Source organism: Halomonas garicola, assembly GCF_055382465.1.
Map to the genome: position 1 here is coordinate 1,349,077 of NZ_AP043931.1, position 21,987 is coordinate 1,371,063.

Sequence of the window (21,987 nt, forward strand, 5' to 3'; positions counted from 1 at the left end):
CCTGACAAAGGAGGCAGCATGAGCGACGAGCCAACCGGCAACGGCAGGGGAGAGGGGCCCCGCGGGGCTACTTCTGACCCCTGGACCGAAAACGAAGCGGTGTCTGACAAGGCATCTGCCGAGGCGGGCCACCCGGGCGATGATGCCGCCACGCTGCGCGAGCGCCAGCGCTTGCAGCAGCTGGAAATGATGGACCGCTGGATCGGCGGGGTGCTGACCGAGCAGCGCCGCAGCCGGCGCTGGAAGATCGCCCTGCGACTTATGCTGCTGGCGCTGGTGCTGGCGTCGGTGCTGCTTAGCGTCTACAGCCTGTTCGGCGACAGGTCGGCAACGGCGGTGAGCGCGCAGCCGCACCTGGGCGTGGTCGAGGTCGAGGGCGCCATTGCCGACGATTCGCCGGCCAACGCCGAGCGGCTTATTCGCGGGCTCAATCGCGCCTGGGAGGCGAATAACGCCAGGGCGGTGGTGCTGCACATCAATAGCCCCGGCGGCAGCCCGGTGCAGTCCCAGCGCGTCTTCGCCGAAGTCATGCGCCTGCGCGAGGCGGGCAACAAGCCGATCATCGCGGTGATTGAAGATATCGGCGCCAGCGGCGCCTACTATATTGCCGCGGCCGCCGATGAGGTGGTGGCGTCGCCGGCGAGCCTGGTGGGCTCCATCGGCGTGATCTACTCGGGTTTTGGCCTGCAGCAGGCCATCAACAAGCTGGGCGTCGAGCGCCGGGTAATGACCGCCGGGGAAAACAAGGCGTTTCTTGATCCGTTTCAGCCGCTTGACGAGGACACCGAGGCGTTCTGGCAGTCGGTGCTGAATACCACCCATCAGCAGTTCGTGGCCGACGTGAAGGCCGGCCGCGGCGAGCGCCTGAGCGAGGATCCGCGGCTGTTCTCGGGGCTGGTGTGGAGCGGCGAGCAGGCCATCGAGCTGGGGCTGGTCGACCGCCTGGCCAATATCGAAGAGGTGGCGCGCGACTATACCGACGGCGTGCACCGGGAGGATTACACCCCGGCGCTTGGCCCGCTTGACCAGCTGTCGCGCCGCTTTGCTCGTACCGCGGCCCGGGTGCTCGGCGTTTCCACCTCGCCGTCACCGCTGCAGTTCTCCGTCGATCGCTGACGGGAAGCGCTGCGGCCTCGAACCCCCGCTCAGGCTTTGACACCGGCGGGGGGAGTGCCTATCATTGCGCGCCTATGTTGACCTCACGACTTCCTAGCCGGGTAGAGCCTTACAAGCTTGCTGCCCGCCACGAACGACTCGAAGGCCTGGTAGCGCTCAGCGGCCTTGCCCGTCTAGCCGAAGAAGCCGGCCCGCAGTCGGGTGACTGCCGCGTCGTGCTTGAGTTCGGCATTGACGCCCAGGGTCGCCGCGAAATACACGGCTCGCTCGACGCCGCGCTGATGCTCGCCTGCCGGCGCTGCCTGGCGCCCATCGAGCAGCCGGTAGAGAGCGATTTTCTGCTGGGCATGGTGGCCGACGAGGCGCTCGCCGGCGAGCTGCCCGCAAGCCACGAGCCGGTGCTGGTAGAAAACGAGCAGCTTAACTTGCTGACGCTGGTTGAGGACGAGCTGATTCTGAGCCTGCCCCAGGTGATCTATCACGATGAAGCCGACTGCCTTGTACCCGCGGAGCAGCTGGTCAGCAAGGCGGACGAACCCGAAGAAGACGCCTCGGCGTCTGACGAGAATCCTTTTGCGGTGCTTCGCACCCTGAAAGACAAGCAATAACTCCCTTTTACCCTTCCTGGAGTAATGTCCCATGGCAGTTCAAAAGAACCGTAAAACCCGTTCCGCCCGCGGCATGCGTCGCAGCCACGACTCGCTGAGCGCACCGACGATTTCCGAGGACAAGGAAACCGGCACCAAGCACCTGCGTCACCACGTGGCGTCTGACGGTTACTACCGCGGCCGCAAGGTCGTCGAGGTATAAGATCCAGTGTCTGATGCGCGAAGAAAGCCCGGCGACGCGTGCGCATAGCCATTGATGTCATGGGAGGCGATCACGGCTCCCGCGCCATCATTCACGGCGCTGCGCGCGCGGCGCGGGAAGACCCCGCGCTGGTGCTTGAACTGTTCGGCCCTCGTCAGCACATACAGGCCGAGCTTTCACGCTTGCCGCAGCCCCTGGCTGCGGCAGCGTCGCGTTTAATACCCCGGGATGCCGCCGACGGCGTGCCGGCGGAGGCCACGGCGGCCTGGGCGCTGCGCCACGGCCGCGATACCAGTATGGCCTGCATGCTCGACGCCCTCGGCGACAGCCGCGAAGGGCTTGATGCCGCCGTCAGCGCCGGCAACACCGCGGCGCTGGTGGCGCTGTCGCGTCGCTCTCTGGGCACGCTTCCGGGCGTCAGCCGGCCGGCTATCAGCACGGCCATACCGGCCCGCCGCCGGCGGCAGTGCTACCTGCTGGATCTGGGCGCCAACGTCGATTCGCCGGCGCGCCGCTTGGCGGACTTTGCCCTCATGGGGGCCGCCATGGCGCAAAGCGTGGACGACCTGGAGAGGCCGCGCGTCGCTCTTTTGAACGTGGGCGCCGAGGCGACCAAGGGCAGCGCCGAGCTGCGCGAAGCCGATGCTATCCTGCGCCGCTACGCCGCCGCCGGGGCGTTTGACTACCGCGGCTACGCCGAAGGCGGCGATCTTTACAGCGGCTCGCTTGACGTCATGGTATGCGACGGCCTGGTGGGGAACGCCGTGCTCAAGGCAAGCGAAGGCCTTGCCGGCATGCTGGTCGAGCGCGTGCAGGAGGCGTTCGAAGCCCGGCTCAGCGGCCGGCTGGCTAGCCTTTTGGCCCGGCCGGTGCTCAGGCGGCTGAAGCGCGAGCTCGACCCCGTGCGCTATAACGGTGCCAGCCTGCTGGGGCTATCGCGCATTGTGGTCAAAAGCCACGGCGGTGCCCATGCGGAAGGCTTCTACTATGCGATACGGCGGGCGATGCAGGAAGTTGAGCACGACCTGCCCGGCCGCCTCGCCGAACGCTGGCAGTCGATGCCTTAGCCGACCCGCTGCGCTCAAGCGGGAACGCGCCAGGCGCGAATGCCGAGAAAAGCCAACAAGAGCAAAGGTGAAACGACATGTCTCAACCCCTTGCCCTCATGTTTCCCGGGCAAGGCTCTCAGCAGCTGGGCATGCTGCGAGAGCTGGCGGAACGCTACAGCGTGGTGGGAACCACGTTTAACGAAGCGTCGGACGCGCTGGGCTATAACCTGTGGAAGGTCGTTCAGGAGGGGCCGGAGGCCTCGCTGAACGCCACCGCCTGCACGCAGCCGGCGCTGCTCGCGGCAAGCGTGGCGGTGTGGCGCGTGTGGCAGGAGCTGGAAGGCCCGCGGCCCGACGTCATGGCCGGGCACAGCCTGGGCGAATACAGCGCCATGGTCTGCGCCGGCGTGATGAGCTTTGCCGAAGGGGTGCGCCTGGTGCGCCTGCGCGGCGATGCCATGCAGCAAGCCGTGCCCCAGGGCGAAGGCGGCATGGCGGCGATTCTGGGCCTTGACGACCAGGCGGTGGAAGCGGCCTGCGCCGAGGCCGCCCAGGGCGAAGTCGTGTCCGCGGTCAACTATAATGCCCCGGGCCAGGTGGTTATCGCCGGGAGCAAGGCGGCGGTGGAGCGTGCCATTGGCGCCTGCCAGCAGGCCGGTGCCAAGCGGGCGCTGGCGCTGCCGGTATCGGTCCCGTCGCACTGCGAGCTGATGCGTCCGGCAGCCGAGCAGCTGGCCGACGCTCTGGGCAAGGTCACGCTGCGGGCGCCGCGCTATACCGTGATCCAGAACGTCGATGCCCGCGCCCATAGCGACACCGACGCGCTGCGCACCCGCCTGATCGAGCAGCTCTATCAGCCGGTGCGCTGGAGCGAGTGCGTGCTGGCGATGCAGGAGCAGGGTGCCGGGGTATTCGTCGAGTGCGGGCCGGGCAAGGTGCTGACCGGCCTTAACAAGCGTATCGTGCGCGGCAGCAAAGGGCTTGCGGTCAACGATCCGGAGAGCCTCGATGCCGCGCTGGAGCTGGCCCGCGCCGACGTTGCCGGCGAAGGCTGACCATCCTCTGATTCTTGAGTAGGGCATAGTGCAATGACACAGGAAGAGACCACCCGGCAGCGCCGGGTAGCGCTGGTAACCGGGGCCACCCGGGGTATTGGCCGTGCCGTGGCATACGAGCTTGGCCGCCAGGGGCGCATCGTTGTGGGCACGGCGACCAGCGACGCCGGCGCGGAAAAAATCAATGCCGCTCTGGCAGAGCAGGGCATTGAAGGGGCCGGTATGTGCCTCAACGTTACCGACCAGGCAAGCATCGACGCCGTGCTCAAGGCGATTGGCGAGCGCTTCGGCGCGCCGACTATCCTGATCAACAACGCCGGCATTACCCGGGACAATCTGCTGATGCGGATGAAAGAGGATCAGTGGGGCGAGGTGATGGACACCAACCTGACGTCGGTCTATCGCCTGAGCAAGGCCTGCCTGCGCGGCATGACCAAGGCGCGTTTCGGGCGCATTGTCTCGATCAGCTCGGTGGTCGCCACCATGGGCAACCTGGGGCAGAGCAACTATGCGGCGGCCAAGGCAGGCATGGAAGGCTTCAGCCGCGCGCTCGCCAGGGAAGTGGCCTCGCGGGCGATCACGGTCAACGCCGTGGCGCCGGGGTTTGTCGCCACCGACATGACCGAGTCGCTGCCTGAAGTGCAGAAAGAGGCGCTGCTGGCGCAAATTCCGCTGGCGCGCCTGGGTGAACCCGATGAAATTGCCGCGGCCGTGGGCTTTTTGACCAGCGACGGCGCCGGCTATATCACCGGTGAAACGCTGCACGTCAACGGCGGTATGAATATGCGTTGATGCCCTTTGAAATGGCGGTTGCGTCAGCTCAAGGGCGTCTATAAACTACCCGCAGCTTTTGGCTTGCGGTTTCCCAATAGCCGGCACTGACACGGCTGACGAGAATGACTGGAGTACGTTGATGAGTACTATTGAAGAGCGCGTAAAGAAAGTTGTGGCCGAGCGTCTGAACGTCAAGGAAGAAGACATTCAGAGCAGCTCTTCCTTTACCGAAGATCTGGGCGCGGACTCGCTGGACACCGTCGAGCTGGTCATGGCGCTGGAGGAGGAATTCGACACTGAAATTCCCGATGAAGAAGCGGAAAAGATCACCACGGTTCAGGAAGCTGTCGACTACGTGAACACCCACCAGTAAGGGTCGTGTCGCAGTGACAAACCGGGGCGGTGCAGTCGCCCACATAAAAGCCGTCCTGTCATGGGCGGCTTTTTGTTTGCCGGCTGAATACAGCAGATAAATTTCGTTATACTGTGGCGCTTGATATCTGCGCTGTTTACGCTGCAGCCAGTGCCCCCCAAGCGGGTTACGTCACCAAGGATGCCTGGAGGAAAGCTGATGGCACGAAAAAGGGTAGTGGTAACCGGGCTAGGCCTGGTGACCCCGGTCGGGAATACCGTTGACCGGTCATGGGCCAACATCGTGGCCGGCAAGAGCGGCATCGCTCCCATCGAGCACTTCGATACCGAAGGGTTCAACACGCGCTTTGGGGGGTCGATCAAGGAGTTTGACGTGTCGGCCTATCTCAACCCCAAGGACGCTCGCAAGATGGACCTCTTTATCCAGTACGGCATGGTCGCCGGGGCCCAGGCGATCGCCGATTCGGGCATCGAGTGCCGCGAGGACAACGCCGAGCGCATCGGCGTGGCCATCGGCTCCGGCATCGGCGGGCTGCCGATGATCGAGCACAACCACAAGGCGCTGGAAAAGAGCGGCCCGCGGCGTATCTCGCCGTTTTTCGTGCCCGGGTCCATCATCAACATGATTTCCGGCAACATGGCGATCCAGCATGGCTTCAAGGGTCCCAATATTGCCATTACCACCGCCTGCACCACGGGCACCCACAACATCGGCTACAGCGCGCGGACCATTGCCTACGGCGACGCTGACGTGATGGTCTGCGGCGGCGCCGAAATGGCCACCACGCCGCTGGGACTGGGCGGCTTTTCCGCGGCCCGGGCGCTTTCCACCCGCAACGACGACCCCGAAGCGGCCAGCCGCCCCTGGGACGTCGACCGCGACGGCTTTGTGCTCTCGGACGGCGCCGGCGTGCTGGTGCTGGAAGAGTACGAGCATGCCAAAGCCCGCGGCGCGACGATCTACGCCGAAATGAGCGGCTTTGGCATGAGCGACGACGCCTTCCACATGACCGCCCCACCCGTGGACGGCAGCGGGGCGGCGCTGTCCATGCGCAACGCCATCAAGGATGCCGGTATCGATCCTTCCCGTGTGGACTACATCAACGCCCACGGCACCTCGACGGCTTCCGGCGATCTGGCCGAGAGCCGCGCCATCGAGCAGGTGCTGGGCGAGGCCTCGTCCCGGGTGGCGGTGAGCTCGACCAAGTCGATGATCGGCCATCTGCTGGGCGCGGCCGGCGCGGTGGAGGCGGTGTTCAGTGTGCTCTCCCTTCGCGACCAGGTCGCGCCGCCGACCATCAACCTGGATAACCCCCAGGAAGGCTGCCGCCTGGACTACGTGCCGCATACCGCCCGGGACATGCGCATCGACGTGGCGCTATCCAACTCCTTCGGCTTTGGCGGCACCAACGGGTCGCTGCTGTTTCAGAAGGTTTAAGTTTCAGAGGGTCTAGGGGCAGCCGCTTCAGGCCGTCCAGGATACGGAGGAGCCAATGGCATCAGCGGATCAGGTGCCGCTTGACGATCGCGGCCTGGCCTTCGGCGACGGCGTGTTTGAAACCGTGCTGATGCGCGACGGCGTCCCGCTGCTGTGGCCCCGGCACCGCGCGCGGCTGCGCCACGGCTGTCAGGCGCTGGGCATCCCGCCCCCCGACGACGCCGCGCTCGAGGCCTGCTGGCAGGCCCCGGCAAGCGGGCTTGAAGTACTCAAGATCATGGTGACCCGGGGCAGCGGCGGGCGCGGCTATGCGCTGCCGGATTGCCAGCGGCCGCGGCTGCTGCACCGGCGCACGGCGTTTGCCCCGGCGCGCTCCCGCTGGCAGGGCGTCGACGTCTGCTTTTGCGCGCTGCGCCTGGCCCGCCAGCCGGCGCTTGCCGGCATCAAACACCTCAATCGGCTGGAAAACGTGTTGGCGCGCCGGGAGTGGCAGAGCGCCGACATCGCCGAAGGGCTGCTCGCCGATACCGACGGCAACCTCGTCGAGGCCACCGCCATGAACGTTTTCTGGCGAGCGGAGGGCGCCTACTGGACGCCGCCGCTCGACGCCAGCGGCGTCGCCGGCACCCTGCGCGCCGCGCTGCTGGATCAGGGCCGGGTACAGGAGGCGCCGCTCGGCGCCGAGGCGCTGCTCGAGTCGCCCGCCGTCGAGCAGCTGTTTGTGGGTAACTCGGTCCAGGGCCTGTGGCCGGTCAACGCCCTGGTCACGACCCAGGGCCGGCCCCTGCGGCGCTTTGCCGGAGCCGCCGGCGCGCCGCTGCAGGCCGACGCCCACGGCCTGCTGGGGTATCCAACTCTGTCCCGGGAGGACTGACGTGAAACGTATCCTGAAAGCTTTGGTCGTGCTGATCCTGCTGGGGGCCGCCGCGGCAGCGGGCGGCTACGCCTACTGGCAAAGCCGGCTGGCTGCGCCGCTGGCGCTGGACAAGCCCCTGCTGTACCAGGTGCCCGAGGGCGCCGGCTTCAATCAGGTAGTGGACGAGCTTGGCCGGCGCGGGGTGATTGCCGATCCCTGGGCGCTGAAGGTGCTGGCCCGGGCCGAGCCTGACAAGGTGCCCTCGCTGCGGGTGGGTGAATACCGGCTGACGCCGGAGATGGACAGCCGCGAACTGGTGACGCTGCTGGGCAGCAGCAACGTAGTGACGTACCCCCTCACCGTGCCCGAGGGCTGGACATTCGCCCAGATGCGCCGCCTGCTGGACAGCGCCGATAAGCTTGAGCACCGCACCGCCGAGATGAGCGACGATGAGGTGATGGCGCTGATCAATGCCGACAAGGAACATCCCGAAGGCTGGTTTTTCCCCGATACCTATCGCTATCACCTGGGGATGAGCGATACAGACATTCTGCGCCAGGCCCACCGGCGCATGCAGCGCATGCTCAAGGCCGCGTGGGAGAGCCGAGATGACGCGCTGCCGTTCGAGTCGGCTTATGAGGCGCTGATCATGGCGTCGCTGATCGAACGGGAAACCGGCGTACCCGCCGAGCGCCGGGAAATCGCCGGCGTGTTCGCCCGTCGCCTGGAGAAGGGCATGCGTCTGCAGACCGACCCTACGGTCATCTACGGCATGGGCAGCCGCTACGACGGCAACATTACCCGGGCCGACCTGCAGGAACCAACGCCCTATAACACCTACGTGATCAAGGGGCTGCCGCCCACGCCCATTGCCATGCCGGGGAAGGCAGCCCTTGAGGCCGCGGTGAGCCCCGAGGACGGCAAATCGCTGTACTTTGTGGCCAAGGGCGACGGCTCGCATCATTTTTCGGGCAGCCTGCGCGAGCACAACAACGCGGTGAATCGCTTTATTCGCAGCGAGCGCGAGGACGACTCGGGCAGCGATGACTAACTTGACACATGGCCTGACACCCGGCCTGACAAACGGCGGCGAGGTATCCATGACCCAGCGCGGGCGCCTGATCACCCTGGAAGGCGGAGAAGGCGTAGGCAAGTCAACCAACATGGCCTTTGTTAGCGCCTGGCTTGAGGCCCGGGGGATCGAGGTGGTGCGCACCCGGGAGCCGGGCGGCACGCCGCGCGCCGAGGCCATTCGCGAGCTGCTGCTCGATCCGGCTCCCGCCGAGCCGCTGGCCGCGGACGCCGAACTGCTGCTGATGTTTGCCGCCCGGGCCCAGCATCTGGCGGAGAAAATTCGCCCGGTGCTTGAGCGCGGCGCCTGGGTGGTGTGTGACCGCTTCACCGACGCCACCTACGCCTACCAGGGCGGCGGGCGCGGGCTTGACGCCGAACGTATCGCCGTACTCGAGCGTTTTGTCCAGCGGGGCATGACGCCGGATTTAACCCTGCTGCTGGATATGCCCGTTGACGCTGCGTCGCGCCGGGTCAGCCAAAGAGCGGATGCCGGGGGCGGGGCGCGTGACCGATTTGAGCGCGAGCGCGGGGCGTTTTTTGCCGCGGTGCGCCACGCCTACCGCAGGCGAGCCGAGGCCGAGCCCGAGCGTTTTGCCCTGATTGATGCCGCCCAGCCACTGTCGGCGGTACAGTGCGAGCTTGCCACCGTCCTCGACCGGCGGACGGCACCATGGCGCTAGCGCCGGAGGACAGGCTGCCGCTGCCCTGGCACCGGCCGCTCTGGGAGCGTTTGTGGCAGCTCGAGCAAAGCGGCCGGCTGCCCCATGCGCTTTTGCTAAGCGGCCCCCGAGGCGTGGGCAAGCAGGTGCTGGCCGAGGCGCTGGTGGCGCGTCTTCTGTGCGCCGCCGACACGGCCACGGCCTGCGGGCGGTGCCACGCCTGCCGGATGCTGGGCGCGGGCTATCACCCCGACCTCATGCGCATTGTCCCCGACGAGGGCAAGCGCCAGATCCGCATCGACAGCGTGCGCGAGGTCAACCGCTTTGTCGCCCAGACCGCCCAGCAAAGCGGCTACCGGGTGATCATCATTGCCCCGGCCGAAGCGATGAACGTGGCGGCCAGCAACGCGCTGCTGAAAAGCCTGGAGGAGCCGGGGCGCAATACCCTTTTCGTGCTGCTCTCCGACGTGCCCTCGCGGCTGCTGCCCACGATTCGCTCGCGCTGTCAGCAGTGGTCGCTTAAGCCGGTGGCGCTTGACGACTGCCGCGCCTGGCTTGCCGGGCAGCTGCAGGGGGACGACGACGAGGCGCGCTTCTGGTGGCAGGTGGCGGGGGGCCTGCCGCTGCTCGCCCTCGAGCTTGCCGGCCCGGAAGCCCGGGCCCTGCGTCAGCAGCTCCACGACTGCTTCGAGCAGCTGGTGCGCGGCGCCGAGCCGATCTCCGAGGCGGCACGGTTTGACCGCCAGGCGGCAGATGCCATCCTGTGGTACGGTATCGCCTGGCTTGAGGATCTGATCGGCTTTGGCCTGTCCGGCGACAGCCGGCGGCTGCGCAATCCCGATCTGGTGCCGCTGTATCGTCAGGCGGCGAAGAACGCCCGGGTGCAGGACTGGTTCCGGCTGCTCGACTACGCCCGGGAGCAGCGGCGCCTGCTGGCGGTAGGCGCCAACCCCAATCCGCAGCTGGTGCTGGAAGCCTGGCTGGTGCGCTGGTCGGCGCTGCTGCGCTCTTGAAGGAGGCTTGCTGTGAGCACGCAAAAACTGCTGACAACGGCGCTGCCCGACGTACCTGCGCTGCTGTCGATGTACATGCCGTTTCTCGAGCGCGGCGGCCTTTTTGTGGCCACCCCCGAGCGCTGCATGCTGGGCGATCCGGTTATCCTGATGCTGACCCTGCCCGGTGATGACCAGGAGCTGACGGTAAACGGCAGCGTGGTATGGATTTCGCCCGACGGCGTCACCGGACGACGCCAGCCCGGCGTCGGCGTGCACTTCAGCCAGCAGGACTACAACGTGCGCGACCGCATTGAGACGCTGCTTGCCGGCCAGCTGGACGGCGCCGCCGCTACCTGCACGCTGTAAACGTCCATTTTTACCCAGGCGAAGTGCCCCATGTTTGTTGATTCCCACTGCCATCTCGACCGCCTTTCCGACAAGACCCACGGCGGCGACGTTGCCGCCACGCTTGACGTGGCCCGCCGGGCGCAGGTCAGCCAGTTTCTCGCCGTCTGCGTGAGTCTGGATGACATGCCGGGGCTTGCCGCGCTGTCCCGGGAGCACGACGACGTGGTGATCTCGGCGGGTCTGCACCCGCTACATACCTCGGCCGACGAACCTGACATCGACGCTATCATGGACGCCGCCACCCGCTTTGACGCGGTGGCCATCGGCGAAACCGGGCTGGATTACCACTACCGCGAAAGCGTACCCGCGGACGTACAGCACGCGCGCTTTGAGCGCCACCTGATCGCCGCCCGCAAGCTGGGGCTGCCGGTGATCGTGCATACCCGCGACGCCCAGGAGGACACCCTGGCCCTGCTGGAAAAGCACCTGGACCCAAGCGTCGGCGGCGCACTTCACTGCTTCACCGAAGACCTTGACATGGCCCGCCGGGCGGTGACACTGGGGCTTTATATTTCGCTTTCCGGCATTGTTACCTTTGCCAGCGCCAAGGCCCTGCGCGACGTGGCGCGCCGGCTGCCGTTGGATCGTTTGCTGATCGAAACCGACAGCCCCTATCTCGCCCCGGTGCCGCATCGGGGCAAGCCCAACGAGCCGGCCTGGGTGGTCGAAGTCGCCGAGTGCATCGCCGAAGCGCGCGGCATCAGCGTAGACGAAGTGGCGATGCAGACCACGGCCAACTTCTATCGCCTGTTTCGCGCCGCCGCGCCCGAGGTGACGGCCGAGCAGCGCGACTCGCTGAGCCGGGCCGGGCTGGTATAGCGGCGCTGCCGGGCGCCATTGACGCTAACCCCGCGCCGGGACAGGGACCGGCGCCGGGGTGGGAATCACGGGAGGTTAGCATGCACCTTGAGCATTTGCTGAAACACGGCGAGAGCGCCGCGAAGATACCGCCGGTAGACCAGTGGCAGCCGCCGTTTTGCGGCGACATGCCGCTGACCATCCGCGCCGACGGTAGCTGGTGGCACCAGGGCGAGCCGTTTACCCGTCCGGAGCTTGTGCGGCTGTTGGCAAGCCTGATGCGCCGCGATCCGGAAGGGGTGTGCCTGGTCACCCCCGCCGAACGCGTGCGCATCGAAGTGGAAGACCGCCCGCTGATGGTCGTCGCCGCCCGGCAGGAGGGCGACGGCTGGTGGCTGACCACCGGGCAGGGCGACGAGTTTGCGCTGGACGCTGACCATCAGCTGACGATGACGCGCACGCCCGCCGGCGACGAGGCGCCGGAAGTCCCGGTACGTTTTGGCCTGACGGCCAGGCTCAACTGCAACGTCTACTATCAGCTGGTGGACGCCGCCAGCCTGCGCCAGAGCGATGATCACACCCAGGTCGGAATCGAAAGCGGCGGGGTCTGGCACGTGCTGGGCACGCTCGACGACGACGAGGCGCTGTGAAGCTCACCGCGCAGCAGCAGGCGGTGATTCATCACGCCGGCGGTCACGCCCGGGTGGCGGCGGTAGCGGGGGCGGGCAAGACCACCACCATGGCGGCCCGAGTGCTGCATCTGCTGGCCAGCGGCGTGGCCCCCAGGCGCATGCTAGTGCTGATGTTCAACCGCTCGGCCCGGGAAGATTTCCAGCGCCGTCTGGCCGCTATGGCGCCGCCCGGGCAGGCGCTGCCCGACGTGCGCACCTTTCATTCGCTGGGCCACCGGCTAACCCAGAGCCTGTGCCGCTGGGGCGTGCTCGAGCCGCGCCGCCTGCTCTCGGCCGACTGGCAGCTCGAGCGCCTGCTGCGCCAGGCAAGCCTGAGCGTGCTGGAGCACGAGCGCGAGCGCCGGGATGCGGCCCTGGAGGGCGAGCGGCTGGAAACCCTGGCGCACTACTGCGCCCTGGTCAAGGCCGAGATGATCTCCCCGGAAGCGCTCTATCCGCGTCTCGATCTGGATCCCGACACGGACTATTTTCCCGCCGCCTTCCACGAAGCCGAGCGCCTGCTGCGCGACGACGGCGTGATGACCTACGCCGACCTCTTGTACCGACCGCTGCGGGCGCTGGAGGCCGACGATACCCTGCGCGCTCGGGTAGAGGGCTTTCTCGATCACGTCATCGTCGACGAGTACCAGGACATCAACGCCGCCCAGCAGCGTCTGCTGGCACTCCTTGCCGGCGGAAAAGCCGACGTCATGGCGGTGGGCGATGCCAACCAGTGTATCTATGAGTGGCGCGGCGCCCATCCCGACACCATGCTGGCCGACTTTACCGCGACCTTTGGCACAGCCCGGGACTACCCGCTGTCGATCACCTTTCGCCACGGCCACGCCCTGGCGCTGGCGGCCAACTACGCCATTGCCGCCAACCGCCGCCGGCCCGATCAGCTGTGCCTGGCCGGCCCGGCCAATCCGGCGACCCGGGTCACCGCAGGGCAGGGCAGCCGCGCGCTGCTGGATACGCTGATGGACTGGCAGGCCCGGGGGCGGCCGCTCGCCGAGGCCTGTCTTCTGGTGCGCAGCTGGGCGCTGTCGGTGCCGTTCCAGCTGGCGCTTCTGCAGGCCGGCTTGCCGTTTCGCCTCTCCCGGGAAGACCGCTTTGTCTTTCGCCTGCCGCTGGTGCAGGCGCTGGCCGGCTATCTTAAGCTCGCCCGCCAGCCGGGGCTGCTTCACGACCCCTCGCTGCTGCTGCTGCTGCTCTCTCAGCCGACGACCTTTGTCGCCCGGGAAAGGCTCTGGCGGCTGGCCTGCCGTCTGGCCGAGACCCAGCGCTGGCCCGAGCGCGGCGATCCACTGCTCACCGAGCTCAAGCCGATGCAGCGGCGCACGCTGAAAAAGCGCTGGGGGCTGCTGTGCGAGCTGCCAAGGCTCGGCGCCTGGCCGCCGGCGAAGCTGTTACGCCACGTGGTGGACGCCGTGGAAGCGGAAAAGGTGCTCAGGCGCGCGGCCGCCCGGCGCGACAAGGGCGAGGAAGACGTGCGCCTGCTCGACGTGCTGATCGAACAGGCGCAAAGCGTGCCGGACCCCGACGCCTTTATCGAGCTTCTGCAGCGGCCGGTGCATAACCAGGCCGGCGGCGTGCTGATCAGCACGGTACATGCCGCCAAGGGCCTTGAGTGGCCGCTGGTGGCGGTAGCTGGGATCAACGAAGAAGACTTTCCCCACTACAGCCGCGACAACCCCCTCACCGACGAGCGTCTGGAAGAAGAGCGCCGGCTGTTCTATGTGGGTATTACCCGGGCCCGGGAAGAGCTGCGGCTTATTCACGACGGCGGCGAGCACCGCCCCAGCCGCTTTCTGGCCGAGTGCGCCTGGCAGGATGCCATGGTCGTTGCCGGTCAGCTGGCCGCCGAGACACCGCCCGCCGCGCCGCTGACCGTGGGCTCGCCGGCTATTGCCCGGCGCTACCTGGAAGGCGTGGAGCGCAGTGACATAGCGCTCGAGGCGCTGCCCCAGGAAGCGGCCGCCGCGGCGCCGGTATCCGGCGGCTTCTTTCCCGGCCAGCGGCTGCGCCATGCGGTGTTTGGCGAAGGCGAGGTCGCCGCCGTGGAGGGCAATCCCGACGACCCGGTGATCGACGTGCGCTTTCTGCGGGCCGGCCGCCGGCGCCTGATGGCCCGGCGCGCGCCAATTGAATCCCTGGACAGCGCCGCGCCCTGAGCGCCAGCCTGCCTGTACTCAGCCACCACGGGAGCCATGCCATGTCACCTCCGCTGATTAGCGCCGAAGCCCTTGAGATCGCCCTTGATACCGCCCTTGCCGGCACGGCGCCGCTGGTGCTGGACTGCCGCGCGCGCCTTGATGACGCCGCTGCCGGCGAGACGCTGTGGGGCGAAGGCCATATCCCCGGGGCTCGGCACCTGGCGCTGGAAGGCGACTTGGCCGGTGCCCCGGGCGCCGGCGGGCGCCATCCGCTGCCGTCGGCCGAGGCGTTTACCCGCACCGTGCAGCGCCTGGGCATTGCTCCTGAGAAACCGGTGGTGGTGTATGACGACCGCGGCGGCCAGCTGGCAGCGGCGAGGGCCTGGTGGATGCTGGCCGTATGGGCCGGCCACCCGGACGTGCGCGTGCTCGACGGCGGGCTCTATGCCTGGGAGGCGCACGGCGGCGCGCTGGTGACGGCAACGGCAGCGCCGGCCCCGAGCGCCTGGCAGCCGCGCTTCAACGACGCCGCCTGGGTGGATGCCGATACCGTCGCCGGCGGCGAAGTGCTGCCGGTGGATGCCCGGGCGTCGGCGCGCTTTCGCGGCGAGAGCGAGCCCGTGGACCCGGTGGCCGGGCATATTCCCGGCGCGCGCAGCCGGCCAAGCGCCGACAACCTTACCGCCGAGGGTTATTTCAAATCCGCCGCCGCGCTCGACGCCGAGCTACCCCGGGCACCGGCCGTCGCGGCCTACTGCGGCTCCGGCATTACCGCCTGCCATAACGTGCTGGCCTACGCGGTGGCCGGGCGAGCGCTGCCGGCGCTTTACGCCGGCTCCTGGAGCGAGTGGATCACCGTGGCGTCGCACCCCGTGGCCACCGGCGACTCGCCCGGGTAGCGCGGCCCGCCCGCTTTTCCGCAGGCGCCGGCTTCTGATTGCGGGGCATGGCAGGCATAATATCGGCGTATGAACACTCCCTTGATCTTTATCGGCGTGCCTTAAGCGGCTGCCCCGCGACGCGCGGATAACGACGGGGAGTCGGCATTCCCTTCAGGTCAAGCGAGGCACCTATGAAAGTACTCGTCGCGGTGAAACGCGTCGTCGACCACAACGTCCAGATCCGGGTCAAGCCGGACGGTTCGGACGTGGAACTTACCCATGTCAAAATGGCCATGAACCCGTTTTGCGAAATTGCCGTGGAAGAGGCCGTGCGGCTGAAAGAGCAGGGCATGGCCAGCGAAATCGTCGCCGTGACCATTGGCCCCAAGGCGGCTCAGGAGCAGCTGCGTTCGGCCATTGCGCTGGGCGCCGATCGCGCCATTCACGTCCGAACCGATGAGCGCGTGGATTCCCACTGTGCGGCCAGGGTGCTGGCGCGGGTGGCCGAGCAGGAGCAGCCCGGCCTTGTGCTGCTGGGCAAGCAGGCCATCGACAGCGACAACAACCAGACCGGCCAGATGCTGGCTGCGCTGATGGGCGCCGCTCAGGGGGCCTTTGCCTCGGCGGTCGAGGTCGACGGCCAGGCGGTCACGGTCACCCGGGAAGTCGACGGCGGCCTGCAGACGCTGCGGCTTACGCTGCCGGCAGTGATTACCGCCGACCTGCGCCTGAACGAGCCGCGCTATGCCAAGCTGCCGGCGATCATGAAGGCCAAGAAAAAGCCGCTGGAGGACACCACCCCCGAAGCGCTCGGGGTCAGCGTGGCGTCGAACATCGAGCTGCTGGGCGTTGAGCCGCCGGAAGAGCGCCGGGGCGGCGTGAAGGTAGCCTCGGTGGATGAGCTGGTGGAAAAACTCAGGAATGAAGCAAAGGTGATTTCATGAGCATTCTGGTACTCGCCGATCTGGATGCCGGCCGGCTGGCCGGCGAGACAGCCCACGTGCTGGCGGCCGCCCGGGCCATCGGCGAAAGCGTGGACGTGCTGGTCGCGGGCAAGGAAGTGCAGGCCGCCGCCAGGGAGGCCGCCGCCCTTGACGGCGTGCGCCGGGTGCGCGTGGCAGATCACGACGTTTACGCCCACCGCCTGGCCGAGCCGGTGGGCGCACTGCTGGTCGCCCTTGCCGACGACTACACCCATGTGCTGGCAAGCACCTCCTCGGCGGGCAAGAACGTGCTGCCGCGCCTGGCCGCGCTAAAGGGCGTGGGCCAGGTGTCCGATATCATTGCCGTGGAGAGCGCCGATACCTTCAAGCGTCCGATCTACGCCGGCAACGCCGTGGCGCGGGTGAAAAATCACGAAGCGCTCAAGGTCATCAGCGTGCGCCCCAGCGCCTTTGATGCGGTGGCGCCGGCATCGGAGCCGGCGCCGGTGGAAGCGCTGGATATCGTCGTGGAAAACACCCTGGCGCAGTTTGTCGACGAGCAGCTGGCCGCAAGCGAGCGTCCCGAGCTTGGCGGCGCCAGCGTGATCGTGTCCGGCGGGCGCGGCATGGGCAACGGCGAGAACTTCAGGCTGCTGGGCGGCATTGCCGACAAGCTCGACGCCGCCATCGGCGCCTCCCGGGCGGCGGTAGACGCCGGCTATGTGCCCAACGACATGCAGGTCGGCCAGACCGGGAAGATCGTCGCCCCGGAGCTTTATATCGCCGTGGGCATCTCCGGGGCCATCCAGCACCTGGCCGGGATGAAAGACTCCCGGGTAATCGTCGCGATCAACAACGACGCGGAGGCGCCGATTTTCCAGATCGCCGACTATGGCCTGGTGGGTGACCTGTTCGACGTCCTTCCCGAGCTTGAGGGCAAGCTATAAGCATTTGAATATCCTTTCTTTTCGAAAAAGCCGCGCGCCGGGCAAAAGCGCCTTACGGCTTTTGTCCCGGCGGCGTATTCGATACACTCCCAGTAGCTGACAACGCCGCCAGGGGAAGGCGCCGGCGGGCAGGACGTGGTTGAAATCCTGCCGCCAAGGCCGCACCTTAGAAAGCGTTGGCAAGAGCAACGGTAAAACCATAACGCAAGGAGAGGATGCAATATGGCACATAAACTGCCCGAACTACCCTATGCCTACGATGCGCTGGAACCGCACATCGACGCGCTGACCATGGAAATCCACCATTCGCGTCACCACAACACCTATGTCAACAACCTCAACGCCGCGCTTGAAGGCACCGGCCTTGAAGACGTACCGGTCGATGAGCTGCTGGCAAGCCTTGACCGCGTCCCCGACGACAAGCGCCAGGCCGTGATCAACAACGGCGGCGGCGTGCACAACCACAGCATGTTCTGGCAGATGATGTCGCCCAACGGCGGCGGCCAGCCCCAGGGTGACGTGGCCAAAGCCATCGACGCCGAGCTTGGCGGCTATGAAGCCTTCCAGGACGCGCTGAAGAAAGCCGCGCTGGGTCGCTTCGGCAGCGGCTGGGCATGGCTCTCCGTCACCGGCGACAAAAAGCTGGTGGTGGAAAACACCCTTAACCAGGACAGCCCGATTTCCCACGGCAACACGCCGATCCTGGGGCTGGACGTCTGGGAGCACGCCTACTACCTCAAGTACCAGAACAAGCGTCCGGACTATATCGACGCTTTCTTCAACGTCATCAACTGGGAAGACGTCGAGCGTCGCTACCAGGCCGCCGTTGCCTGAATGACGCCGTGACGCTACTTCCACGGTAGCGCTATTCGACCGCCCGCTGGCTCCCAGCGGGCGGTTTTTTTATGTTGGGGCAATGGCTTTTCTGGCCTCGCCGTTCCGCCTGCCTAGCACAAAATCCACCGTCTCGGTAGCTTGACATCGGGCAATCTTTTGCTACCGGATAAAATCTATATATAGTGCCAAATACGGGTTGAAGTCGCATATATATACTATATATTGTGTGGAGTCGGCGGGCGCCACCGGCTTCTGCCTACGCGATTTGACAAGGCGATCTGATAAGGACAGAGGAGACAATCATGGCCATTACGGTGTATAGCGCTGCGGCCTGCGTGCAGTGCTCGGCGACCTACCGGGAAATGGAAAAGCGGGGCCTTTCTTATACCGTTATTAACGTCGACGAAACGCCCGTCGCTCGGGAAGACCTCGCGCGCCTGGGCTATCGCCAGCTGCCGGTGGTCACCGCGGGCGAGTCGCACTGGTCGGGCTTTCGCCCGGATCGCATTCGCGAACTTGCCGCCGCGACGGCATGAGCACCTCGCCCCAGCTGGTGTATTTCTCGACCAAGTCGGGCAATACCCGCCGCTTTGTCGAGAAGCTCGACCTGCCGGCGGCGCGCATCCCCTACGAGCACGACGCGCAGCCGCTCCAGGTGGCAACACCCTACATCCTTCTGGTGCCGAGCTACGGCGGCGGCAAGGTAGCGGGAGCCGTCCCCAAACCGGTCATTCATTTTTTGAACGATGCGCACAACCGGCGCTTTATCCGCGGCGTCATCGCCGCGGGCAATACCAACTTCGGCACCGCCTACGGCATTGCCGGTCGCATCGTCGCGGAGAAGTGCGACGTGCCGCTTTTATATCGCTTTGAGCTTTTCGGCACGCCGCAAGACGTCGTCAACGTTCGTCAGGGAGTTACCTCGTTTTGGCAACCACATCTGTAGCACCGGCGCCTTCCCAGCAGGCAGCAAAAACGCTGGACTACCACGCGCTCAACGCCATGCTCAATCTGTACGGCGCCGACGGCCGCCTGCAGCTGGACAAGGACCGCGAGGCGGCGCGCCAGTATTTTCTCCAGCACGTTAACCAGAACACGGTGTTTTTCCATTCGCTGGAAGAAAAGCTCGACTATCTCATGGAGGAAGGCTACTACGAAGCCGAGATGCTCGAGCAGTACGATGCGGCGTTTATCAAGGCGCTTTTTGAGCAGGCCTACGCCTGGAAATTTCGCTTTTCGAGCTTTCTCGGCGCGTTCAAGTATTACACCAGCTACACGCTCAAGACCTTTGACGGCAAGCGCTACCTGGAGCGCTTCGAGGACCGCGTCTGCATGGTGGCGCTGACGCTTGCCCGGGGCGATGAGGCGCTGGCAAAAGCGCTGGTCGACGACATCATCAACGGCCGCTTCCAGCCCGCCACGCCGACGTTTCTCAACTGCGGCAAGCGCCAGCGCGGCGAGCTGGTGTCGTGCTTTCTGATGCGTATCGAAGACAACATGGAGTCCATCGGCCGCTCGATCAACTCGGCGCTGCAGCTGTCCAAGCGCGGCGGCGGGGTGGCGTTTCTGCTCAGCAACATCCGTGAGCAGGGCGCGCCGATCAAGCGCATCGAGGATCAGTCGTCGGGCATCATCCCCATCATGAAGCTGCTGGAAGACGCGTTTTCCTACGCCAACCAGCTGGGCGCGCGGCAGGGCGCCGGGGCGGTTTACCTGAACGCCCACCACCCGGACATCCTGCGCTTCATGGACACCAAGCGGGAAAACGCCGACGAGAAAATCCGCATCAAGACGCTGTCCATGGGGGTGTCCATCCCCGACATCACCTTTGAACTTGCCAAAAGCAACGAGGAGATGTATCTGTTTTCGCCCTACGACGTCGAGCGCGTCTACGGCGTGCCGTTCGGCGATATCAGCGTCAGCGACCGCTACCATGAAATGGTCGCCGACAAGCGCATCCACAAGACCAAGATCAACGCCCGGGCGTTTTTCCAGACGCTTGCCGAGCTGCAGTTTGAATCCGGCTATCCCTACGTCTTGTTTGAAGACAGCGCCAACCGCGACAACCCCATCGCCGGGCGCATCAACATGAGCAATCTCTGCTCGGAGATTCTCCAGGTCAACACGCCCAGCCGCTACGACGAGGATCTTGGCTACGCGCACGTGGGCGAGGACATTTCCTGCAATCTAGGCTCGATGAACATCGCCAAGGTGATGGATGCCGGCGATATCGGCCGAAGCGTGGAGACCGCGGTGCGCGGCCTCACCGCCGTTTCCGAGATGAGCAACCTGACCTCGGTGCCGTCGGTGGCCAACGGCAACGCCCAGTCCCGAGCGATTGGCCTTGGGCAGATGAACCTCCATGGGTTTCTCGCCCGCGAGCATATCCACTACGGCTCGGAAGAAGGGCTCGACTTTACCAACCTCTACTTCTACACCGTGGCCTATCACGCCCTGCGCGCGTCCAATCGCCTGGCCATGGAAAACGGCGATACCTTCAGGGGGTTTGCCGACTCGCGCTACGCCGACGGCAGCTTTTTCGATAAATATACCGATCAGGCCTGGGCGCCGCGCACGGCCAGGGTCAGGGAACTGTTTGACCAGGCCGGCATAGCGCTGCCGACTCAGGACGACTGGCGCGATCTGAAAGCCTCGATCATGGCCCACGGCCTTTATAACCGCAATCTCCAGGCGATACCGCCCACGGGGTCGATTTCGTATATCAACCACTCGACGTCGAGCATTCATCCGGTGGCGGCCAAGATCGAGATCCGCAAGGAAGGCAAGCTCGGGCGGGCCTACTACCCGGCGCCGTATCTGAACGACGAAAACATGGCGTATTTCCAGGACGCCTACGAAATCGGCGCGGAAAAAATCATCGATACCTACGCCGAGGCCACAAAGCACGTGGATCAGGGGCTGTCGCTTACGCTGTTTTTCCCCGATACCGCGACCACGCGAGACATCAACCGAACCCAGATCTACGCCTGGCGCAAGGGCATCAAGACGCTTTACTACATTCGTCTGCGTCAGAGCGCGCTTGCCGGCACCGAAGTCGAAGGCTGCGTGTCCTGCACGCTGTAAAGGAGGAGAACATGACCGTTATGCAAACGCCCGCCGCGCCGCGGATTTCCCGGGTTGACGCGATCAACTGGAACCGCCTTCAGGACGACAAGGATCTGGAGGTGTGGAACCGCCTGACCAGCAACTTCTGGCTGCCGGAAAAGGTCCCGCTGTCCAACGATCTGCCGTCGTGGCATACGCTGACCGCCGAAGAGCAGCAGCTGACCATCCGCGTGTTTACCGGGCTGACGCTTCTGGACACCATCCAGAGCAGCGTCGGGGCACCTGCGCTGATGCCCGATGCGCGCACGCCCCACGAGGAGGCGGTATACGCCAACATCACCTTCATGGAGGCGGTGCACGCGCGCTCCTACAGCTCGATTTTCTCCACGCTGTGCGCCACCCGGGACGTGGACGACGCCTTTCGCTGGAGCGAAGAAAACCCCACGCTGCAGGCCAAGTCCACGCTGATCCTTGACCGCTACTATTCCGACGACCCGCTGATGCGCAAGGTGGCGAGCGTCTTTCTCGAGTCGTTTCTGTTCTACTCGGGCTTTTTCCTGCCCATGTACTGGTCAAGCCACGCCAAGCTGACCAACACCGCCGATCTGATCCGCCTGATCATCCGCGACGAGGCGGTGCACGGCTACTACATCGGCTACAAGTTCCAGCTGGCCTACGAAGAGGCATCGCCCGAGCGGCAGGCCGAAGTCAAAGACTACGCCTTTGATCTGCTGATGGAGCTTTACGACAACGAGGTGAAATACACCGAGTCGCTGTACGACGGCGTCGGGCTCACCGAGGACGTCAAGAAGTTCCTTCACTACAATGCCAACAAGGCGCTGATGAACCTCGGTTTCGAGGCGCTGTTCCCGGAAAGCGTGACCGACGTGGATCCCACCATCATGGCGGCATTGGCGCCCAACGCCGATGAAAACCACGACTTTTTCTCGGGGTCCGGGTCGTCCTACGTGATTGGCCGCGCCGAAGCCACCGAAGACGACGACTGGGCGTTCTGACGCCCCGGCCGCGGGGCGGGCGTCGGCCCGCCGGGAAACGCTTCCGGACGCACCGGAAGCGTTTTTTTATGGGCGGGGCACCGCCG

General features: G+C 65.8%; 24 protein-coding genes. All 24 read left to right on the plus strand.

Features of this window, described 5'->3' with window-relative positions:
• The first annotated feature begins 18 nt into the window (after positions 1-18).
• The gene (gene sppA / locus ACZ46Y_RS06630) at positions 19-1,116 is read left to right on the plus strand and encodes a signal peptide peptidase SppA (protein WP_311953677.1); all 1,098 of its coding nucleotides are present in this window, start codon (positions 19-21) and stop codon (positions 1,114-1,116) included.
• A 74-nt stretch (positions 1,117-1,190) separates the two neighbouring features.
• Entirely contained in the window at positions 1,191-1,724 is a 534-nt protein-coding gene (locus ACZ46Y_RS06635; protein ID WP_311953681.1) for a YceD family protein, read from the plus strand.
• A gap of 31 nt (positions 1,725-1,755) precedes the next feature.
• Positions 1,756-1,926, plus strand: a complete 171-nt coding sequence (gene rpmF / locus ACZ46Y_RS06640) for a 50S ribosomal protein L32 (RefSeq protein WP_311953686.1) — start codon at positions 1,756-1,758, stop codon at positions 1,924-1,926.
• Positions 1,927-1,964: 38 nt separating this feature from the next.
• Complete coding sequence (gene plsX / locus ACZ46Y_RS06645) at positions 1,965-2,993, plus strand: phosphate acyltransferase PlsX (RefSeq protein ID WP_311953691.1); 1,029 nt, start codon at positions 1,965-1,967, stop codon at positions 2,991-2,993.
• Positions 2,994-3,070: 77 nt separating this feature from the next.
• Positions 3,071-4,030 (plus strand): ACP S-malonyltransferase, encoded by a 960-nt coding sequence (gene fabD, locus ACZ46Y_RS06650; RefSeq protein ID WP_311953699.1) that lies wholly within the window; start codon positions 3,071-3,073, stop codon positions 4,028-4,030.
• A gap of 33 nt (positions 4,031-4,063) precedes the next feature.
• Positions 4,064-4,822, plus strand: a complete 759-nt coding sequence (gene fabG, locus ACZ46Y_RS06655; protein ID WP_311953704.1) for a 3-oxoacyl-ACP reductase FabG — start codon at positions 4,064-4,066, stop codon at positions 4,820-4,822.
• 121 nt (positions 4,823-4,943) lie between these two features.
• Positions 4,944-5,177, plus strand: a complete 234-nt coding sequence (gene acpP / locus ACZ46Y_RS06660; protein WP_311953708.1) for an acyl carrier protein — start codon at positions 4,944-4,946, stop codon at positions 5,175-5,177.
• 198 nt (positions 5,178-5,375) lie between these two features.
• Positions 5,376-6,614: a beta-ketoacyl-ACP synthase II gene (gene fabF, locus ACZ46Y_RS06665; protein WP_311953714.1), complete on the plus strand. Its 1,239-nt coding sequence runs from the start codon at positions 5,376-5,378 to the stop codon at positions 6,612-6,614.
• Between the two features lie 55 nt (positions 6,615-6,669).
• On the plus strand, positions 6,670-7,488 hold the full coding sequence (gene pabC / locus ACZ46Y_RS06670) for an aminodeoxychorismate lyase (protein WP_311953718.1): 819 nt from the start codon (positions 6,670-6,672) through the stop codon (positions 7,486-7,488).
• Position 7,489: 1 nt separating this feature from the next.
• Positions 7,490-8,521: an endolytic transglycosylase MltG gene (mltG, locus tag ACZ46Y_RS06675; RefSeq protein ID WP_311953723.1), complete on the plus strand. Its 1,032-nt coding sequence runs from the start codon at positions 7,490-7,492 to the stop codon at positions 8,519-8,521.
• A 49-nt stretch (positions 8,522-8,570) separates the two neighbouring features.
• Entirely contained in the window at positions 8,571-9,224 is a 654-nt protein-coding gene (tmk, locus tag ACZ46Y_RS06680; protein ID WP_311954017.1) for a dTMP kinase, read from the plus strand.
• The gene (locus ACZ46Y_RS06685) at positions 9,215-10,216 is read left to right on the plus strand and encodes a DNA polymerase III subunit delta' (RefSeq protein ID WP_311953727.1); all 1,002 of its coding nucleotides are present in this window, start codon (positions 9,215-9,217) and stop codon (positions 10,214-10,216) included. The genes tmk and ACZ46Y_RS06685 overlap by 10 nt, the downstream gene beginning before the upstream one ends.
• 12 nt (positions 10,217-10,228) lie before the next feature.
• Positions 10,229-10,564 carry a PilZ domain-containing protein gene (locus tag ACZ46Y_RS06690; RefSeq protein WP_311953730.1) on the plus strand — a complete coding sequence of 112 codons (336 nt, stop codon included), beginning with the start codon at positions 10,229-10,231 and terminating at the stop codon, positions 10,562-10,564.
• A gap of 30 nt (positions 10,565-10,594) precedes the next feature.
• On the plus strand, positions 10,595-11,425 hold the full coding sequence (locus ACZ46Y_RS06695; protein WP_311953732.1) for a TatD family hydrolase: 831 nt from the start codon (positions 10,595-10,597) through the stop codon (positions 11,423-11,425).
• Positions 11,426-11,505: 80 nt separating this feature from the next.
• Positions 11,506-12,054, plus strand: coding sequence for a DUF1285 domain-containing protein (locus ACZ46Y_RS06700; RefSeq protein WP_311953739.1), 549 nt, complete (start codon positions 11,506-11,508; stop codon positions 12,052-12,054).
• Positions 12,051-14,249, plus strand: coding sequence for an ATP-dependent helicase (locus ACZ46Y_RS06705; RefSeq protein ID WP_311953743.1), 2,199 nt, complete (start codon positions 12,051-12,053; stop codon positions 14,247-14,249). The genes ACZ46Y_RS06700 and ACZ46Y_RS06705 overlap by 4 nt, the downstream gene beginning before the upstream one ends.
• Before the next feature lie 41 nt (positions 14,250-14,290).
• Entirely contained in the window at positions 14,291-15,130 is an 840-nt protein-coding gene (locus tag ACZ46Y_RS06710) for a sulfurtransferase (protein ID WP_311953746.1), read from the plus strand.
• 173 nt (positions 15,131-15,303) lie between these two features.
• Entirely contained in the window at positions 15,304-16,056 is a 753-nt protein-coding gene (locus ACZ46Y_RS06715) for an electron transfer flavoprotein subunit beta/FixA family protein (RefSeq protein WP_311953748.1), read from the plus strand.
• Positions 16,053-16,982: an electron transfer flavoprotein subunit alpha/FixB family protein gene (locus ACZ46Y_RS06720; protein WP_311953750.1), complete on the plus strand. Its 930-nt coding sequence runs from the start codon at positions 16,053-16,055 to the stop codon at positions 16,980-16,982. The genes ACZ46Y_RS06715 and ACZ46Y_RS06720 overlap by 4 nt, the downstream gene beginning before the upstream one ends.
• A 222-nt stretch (positions 16,983-17,204) precedes the next feature.
• Complete coding sequence (locus ACZ46Y_RS06725) at positions 17,205-17,816, plus strand: superoxide dismutase (RefSeq protein ID WP_311953752.1); 612 nt, start codon at positions 17,205-17,207, stop codon at positions 17,814-17,816.
• 305 nt (positions 17,817-18,121) lie between these two features.
• The gene (nrdH, locus tag ACZ46Y_RS06730) at positions 18,122-18,355 is read left to right on the plus strand and encodes a glutaredoxin-like protein NrdH (RefSeq protein ID WP_311953755.1); all 234 of its coding nucleotides are present in this window, start codon (positions 18,122-18,124) and stop codon (positions 18,353-18,355) included.
• Positions 18,352-18,765, plus strand: a complete 414-nt coding sequence (gene nrdI / locus ACZ46Y_RS06735) for a class Ib ribonucleoside-diphosphate reductase assembly flavoprotein NrdI (RefSeq protein WP_311953759.1) — start codon at positions 18,352-18,354, stop codon at positions 18,763-18,765. The genes nrdH and nrdI overlap by 4 nt, the downstream gene beginning before the upstream one ends.
• Positions 18,747-20,903, plus strand: coding sequence for a class 1b ribonucleoside-diphosphate reductase subunit alpha (gene nrdE / locus ACZ46Y_RS06740; protein WP_311953765.1), 2,157 nt, complete (start codon positions 18,747-18,749; stop codon positions 20,901-20,903). Before nrdI ends, nrdE begins: the two co-directional genes overlap by 19 nt.
• A gap of 11 nt (positions 20,904-20,914) precedes the next feature.
• Positions 20,915-21,901: a class 1b ribonucleoside-diphosphate reductase subunit beta gene (nrdF, locus tag ACZ46Y_RS06745; protein ID WP_311953771.1), complete on the plus strand. Its 987-nt coding sequence runs from the start codon at positions 20,915-20,917 to the stop codon at positions 21,899-21,901.
• Positions 21,902-21,987 lie beyond the last annotated feature (86 nt).

What these genes read in the sequence shown, in the direction of transcription:
- ACZ46Y_RS06635 (WP_311953681.1), top strand. Translation starts at nt 1,191, where the DNA reads ATGTTGACCTCACGACTTCCTAGCCGGGTAGAGCCTTACAAGCTTGCT.
- ACZ46Y_RS06685 (WP_311953727.1), top strand. Translation starts at nt 9,215, where the DNA reads ATGGCGCTAGCGCCGGAGGACAGGCTGCCGCTGCCCTGGCACCGGCCG.
- acpP (WP_311953708.1), top strand. Translation starts at nt 4,944, where the DNA reads ATGAGTACTATTGAAGAGCGCGTAAAGAAAGTTGTGGCCGAGCGTCTG.
- ACZ46Y_RS06695 (WP_311953732.1), top strand. Translation starts at nt 10,595, where the DNA reads ATGTTTGTTGATTCCCACTGCCATCTCGACCGCCTTTCCGACAAGACC.
- ACZ46Y_RS06715 (WP_311953748.1), top strand. Translation starts at nt 15,304, where the DNA reads ATGAAAGTACTCGTCGCGGTGAAACGCGTCGTCGACCACAACGTCCAG.
- nrdH (WP_311953755.1), top strand. Translation starts at nt 18,122, where the DNA reads ATGGCCATTACGGTGTATAGCGCTGCGGCCTGCGTGCAGTGCTCGGCG.
- fabF (WP_311953714.1), top strand. Translation starts at nt 5,376, where the DNA reads ATGGCACGAAAAAGGGTAGTGGTAACCGGGCTAGGCCTGGTGACCCCG.
- ACZ46Y_RS06720 (WP_311953750.1), top strand. Translation starts at nt 16,053, where the DNA reads ATGAGCATTCTGGTACTCGCCGATCTGGATGCCGGCCGGCTGGCCGGC.
- nrdF (WP_311953771.1), top strand. Translation starts at nt 20,915, where the DNA reads ATGACCGTTATGCAAACGCCCGCCGCGCCGCGGATTTCCCGGGTTGAC.
- ACZ46Y_RS06725 (WP_311953752.1), top strand. Translation starts at nt 17,205, where the DNA reads ATGGCACATAAACTGCCCGAACTACCCTATGCCTACGATGCGCTGGAA.
- pabC (WP_311953718.1), top strand. Translation starts at nt 6,670, where the DNA reads ATGGCATCAGCGGATCAGGTGCCGCTTGACGATCGCGGCCTGGCCTTC.
- nrdI (WP_311953759.1), top strand. Translation starts at nt 18,352, where the DNA reads ATGAGCACCTCGCCCCAGCTGGTGTATTTCTCGACCAAGTCGGGCAAT.
- sppA (WP_311953677.1), top strand. Translation starts at nt 19, where the DNA reads ATGAGCGACGAGCCAACCGGCAACGGCAGGGGAGAGGGGCCCCGCGGG.
- ACZ46Y_RS06700 (WP_311953739.1), top strand. Translation starts at nt 11,506, where the DNA reads ATGCACCTTGAGCATTTGCTGAAACACGGCGAGAGCGCCGCGAAGATA.
- ACZ46Y_RS06710 (WP_311953746.1), top strand. Translation starts at nt 14,291, where the DNA reads ATGTCACCTCCGCTGATTAGCGCCGAAGCCCTTGAGATCGCCCTTGAT.
- fabD (WP_311953699.1), top strand. Translation starts at nt 3,071, where the DNA reads ATGTCTCAACCCCTTGCCCTCATGTTTCCCGGGCAAGGCTCTCAGCAG.
- rpmF (WP_311953686.1), top strand. Translation starts at nt 1,756, where the DNA reads ATGGCAGTTCAAAAGAACCGTAAAACCCGTTCCGCCCGCGGCATGCGT.
- tmk (WP_311954017.1), top strand. Translation starts at nt 8,571, where the DNA reads ATGACCCAGCGCGGGCGCCTGATCACCCTGGAAGGCGGAGAAGGCGTA.
- fabG (WP_311953704.1), top strand. Translation starts at nt 4,064, where the DNA reads ATGACACAGGAAGAGACCACCCGGCAGCGCCGGGTAGCGCTGGTAACC.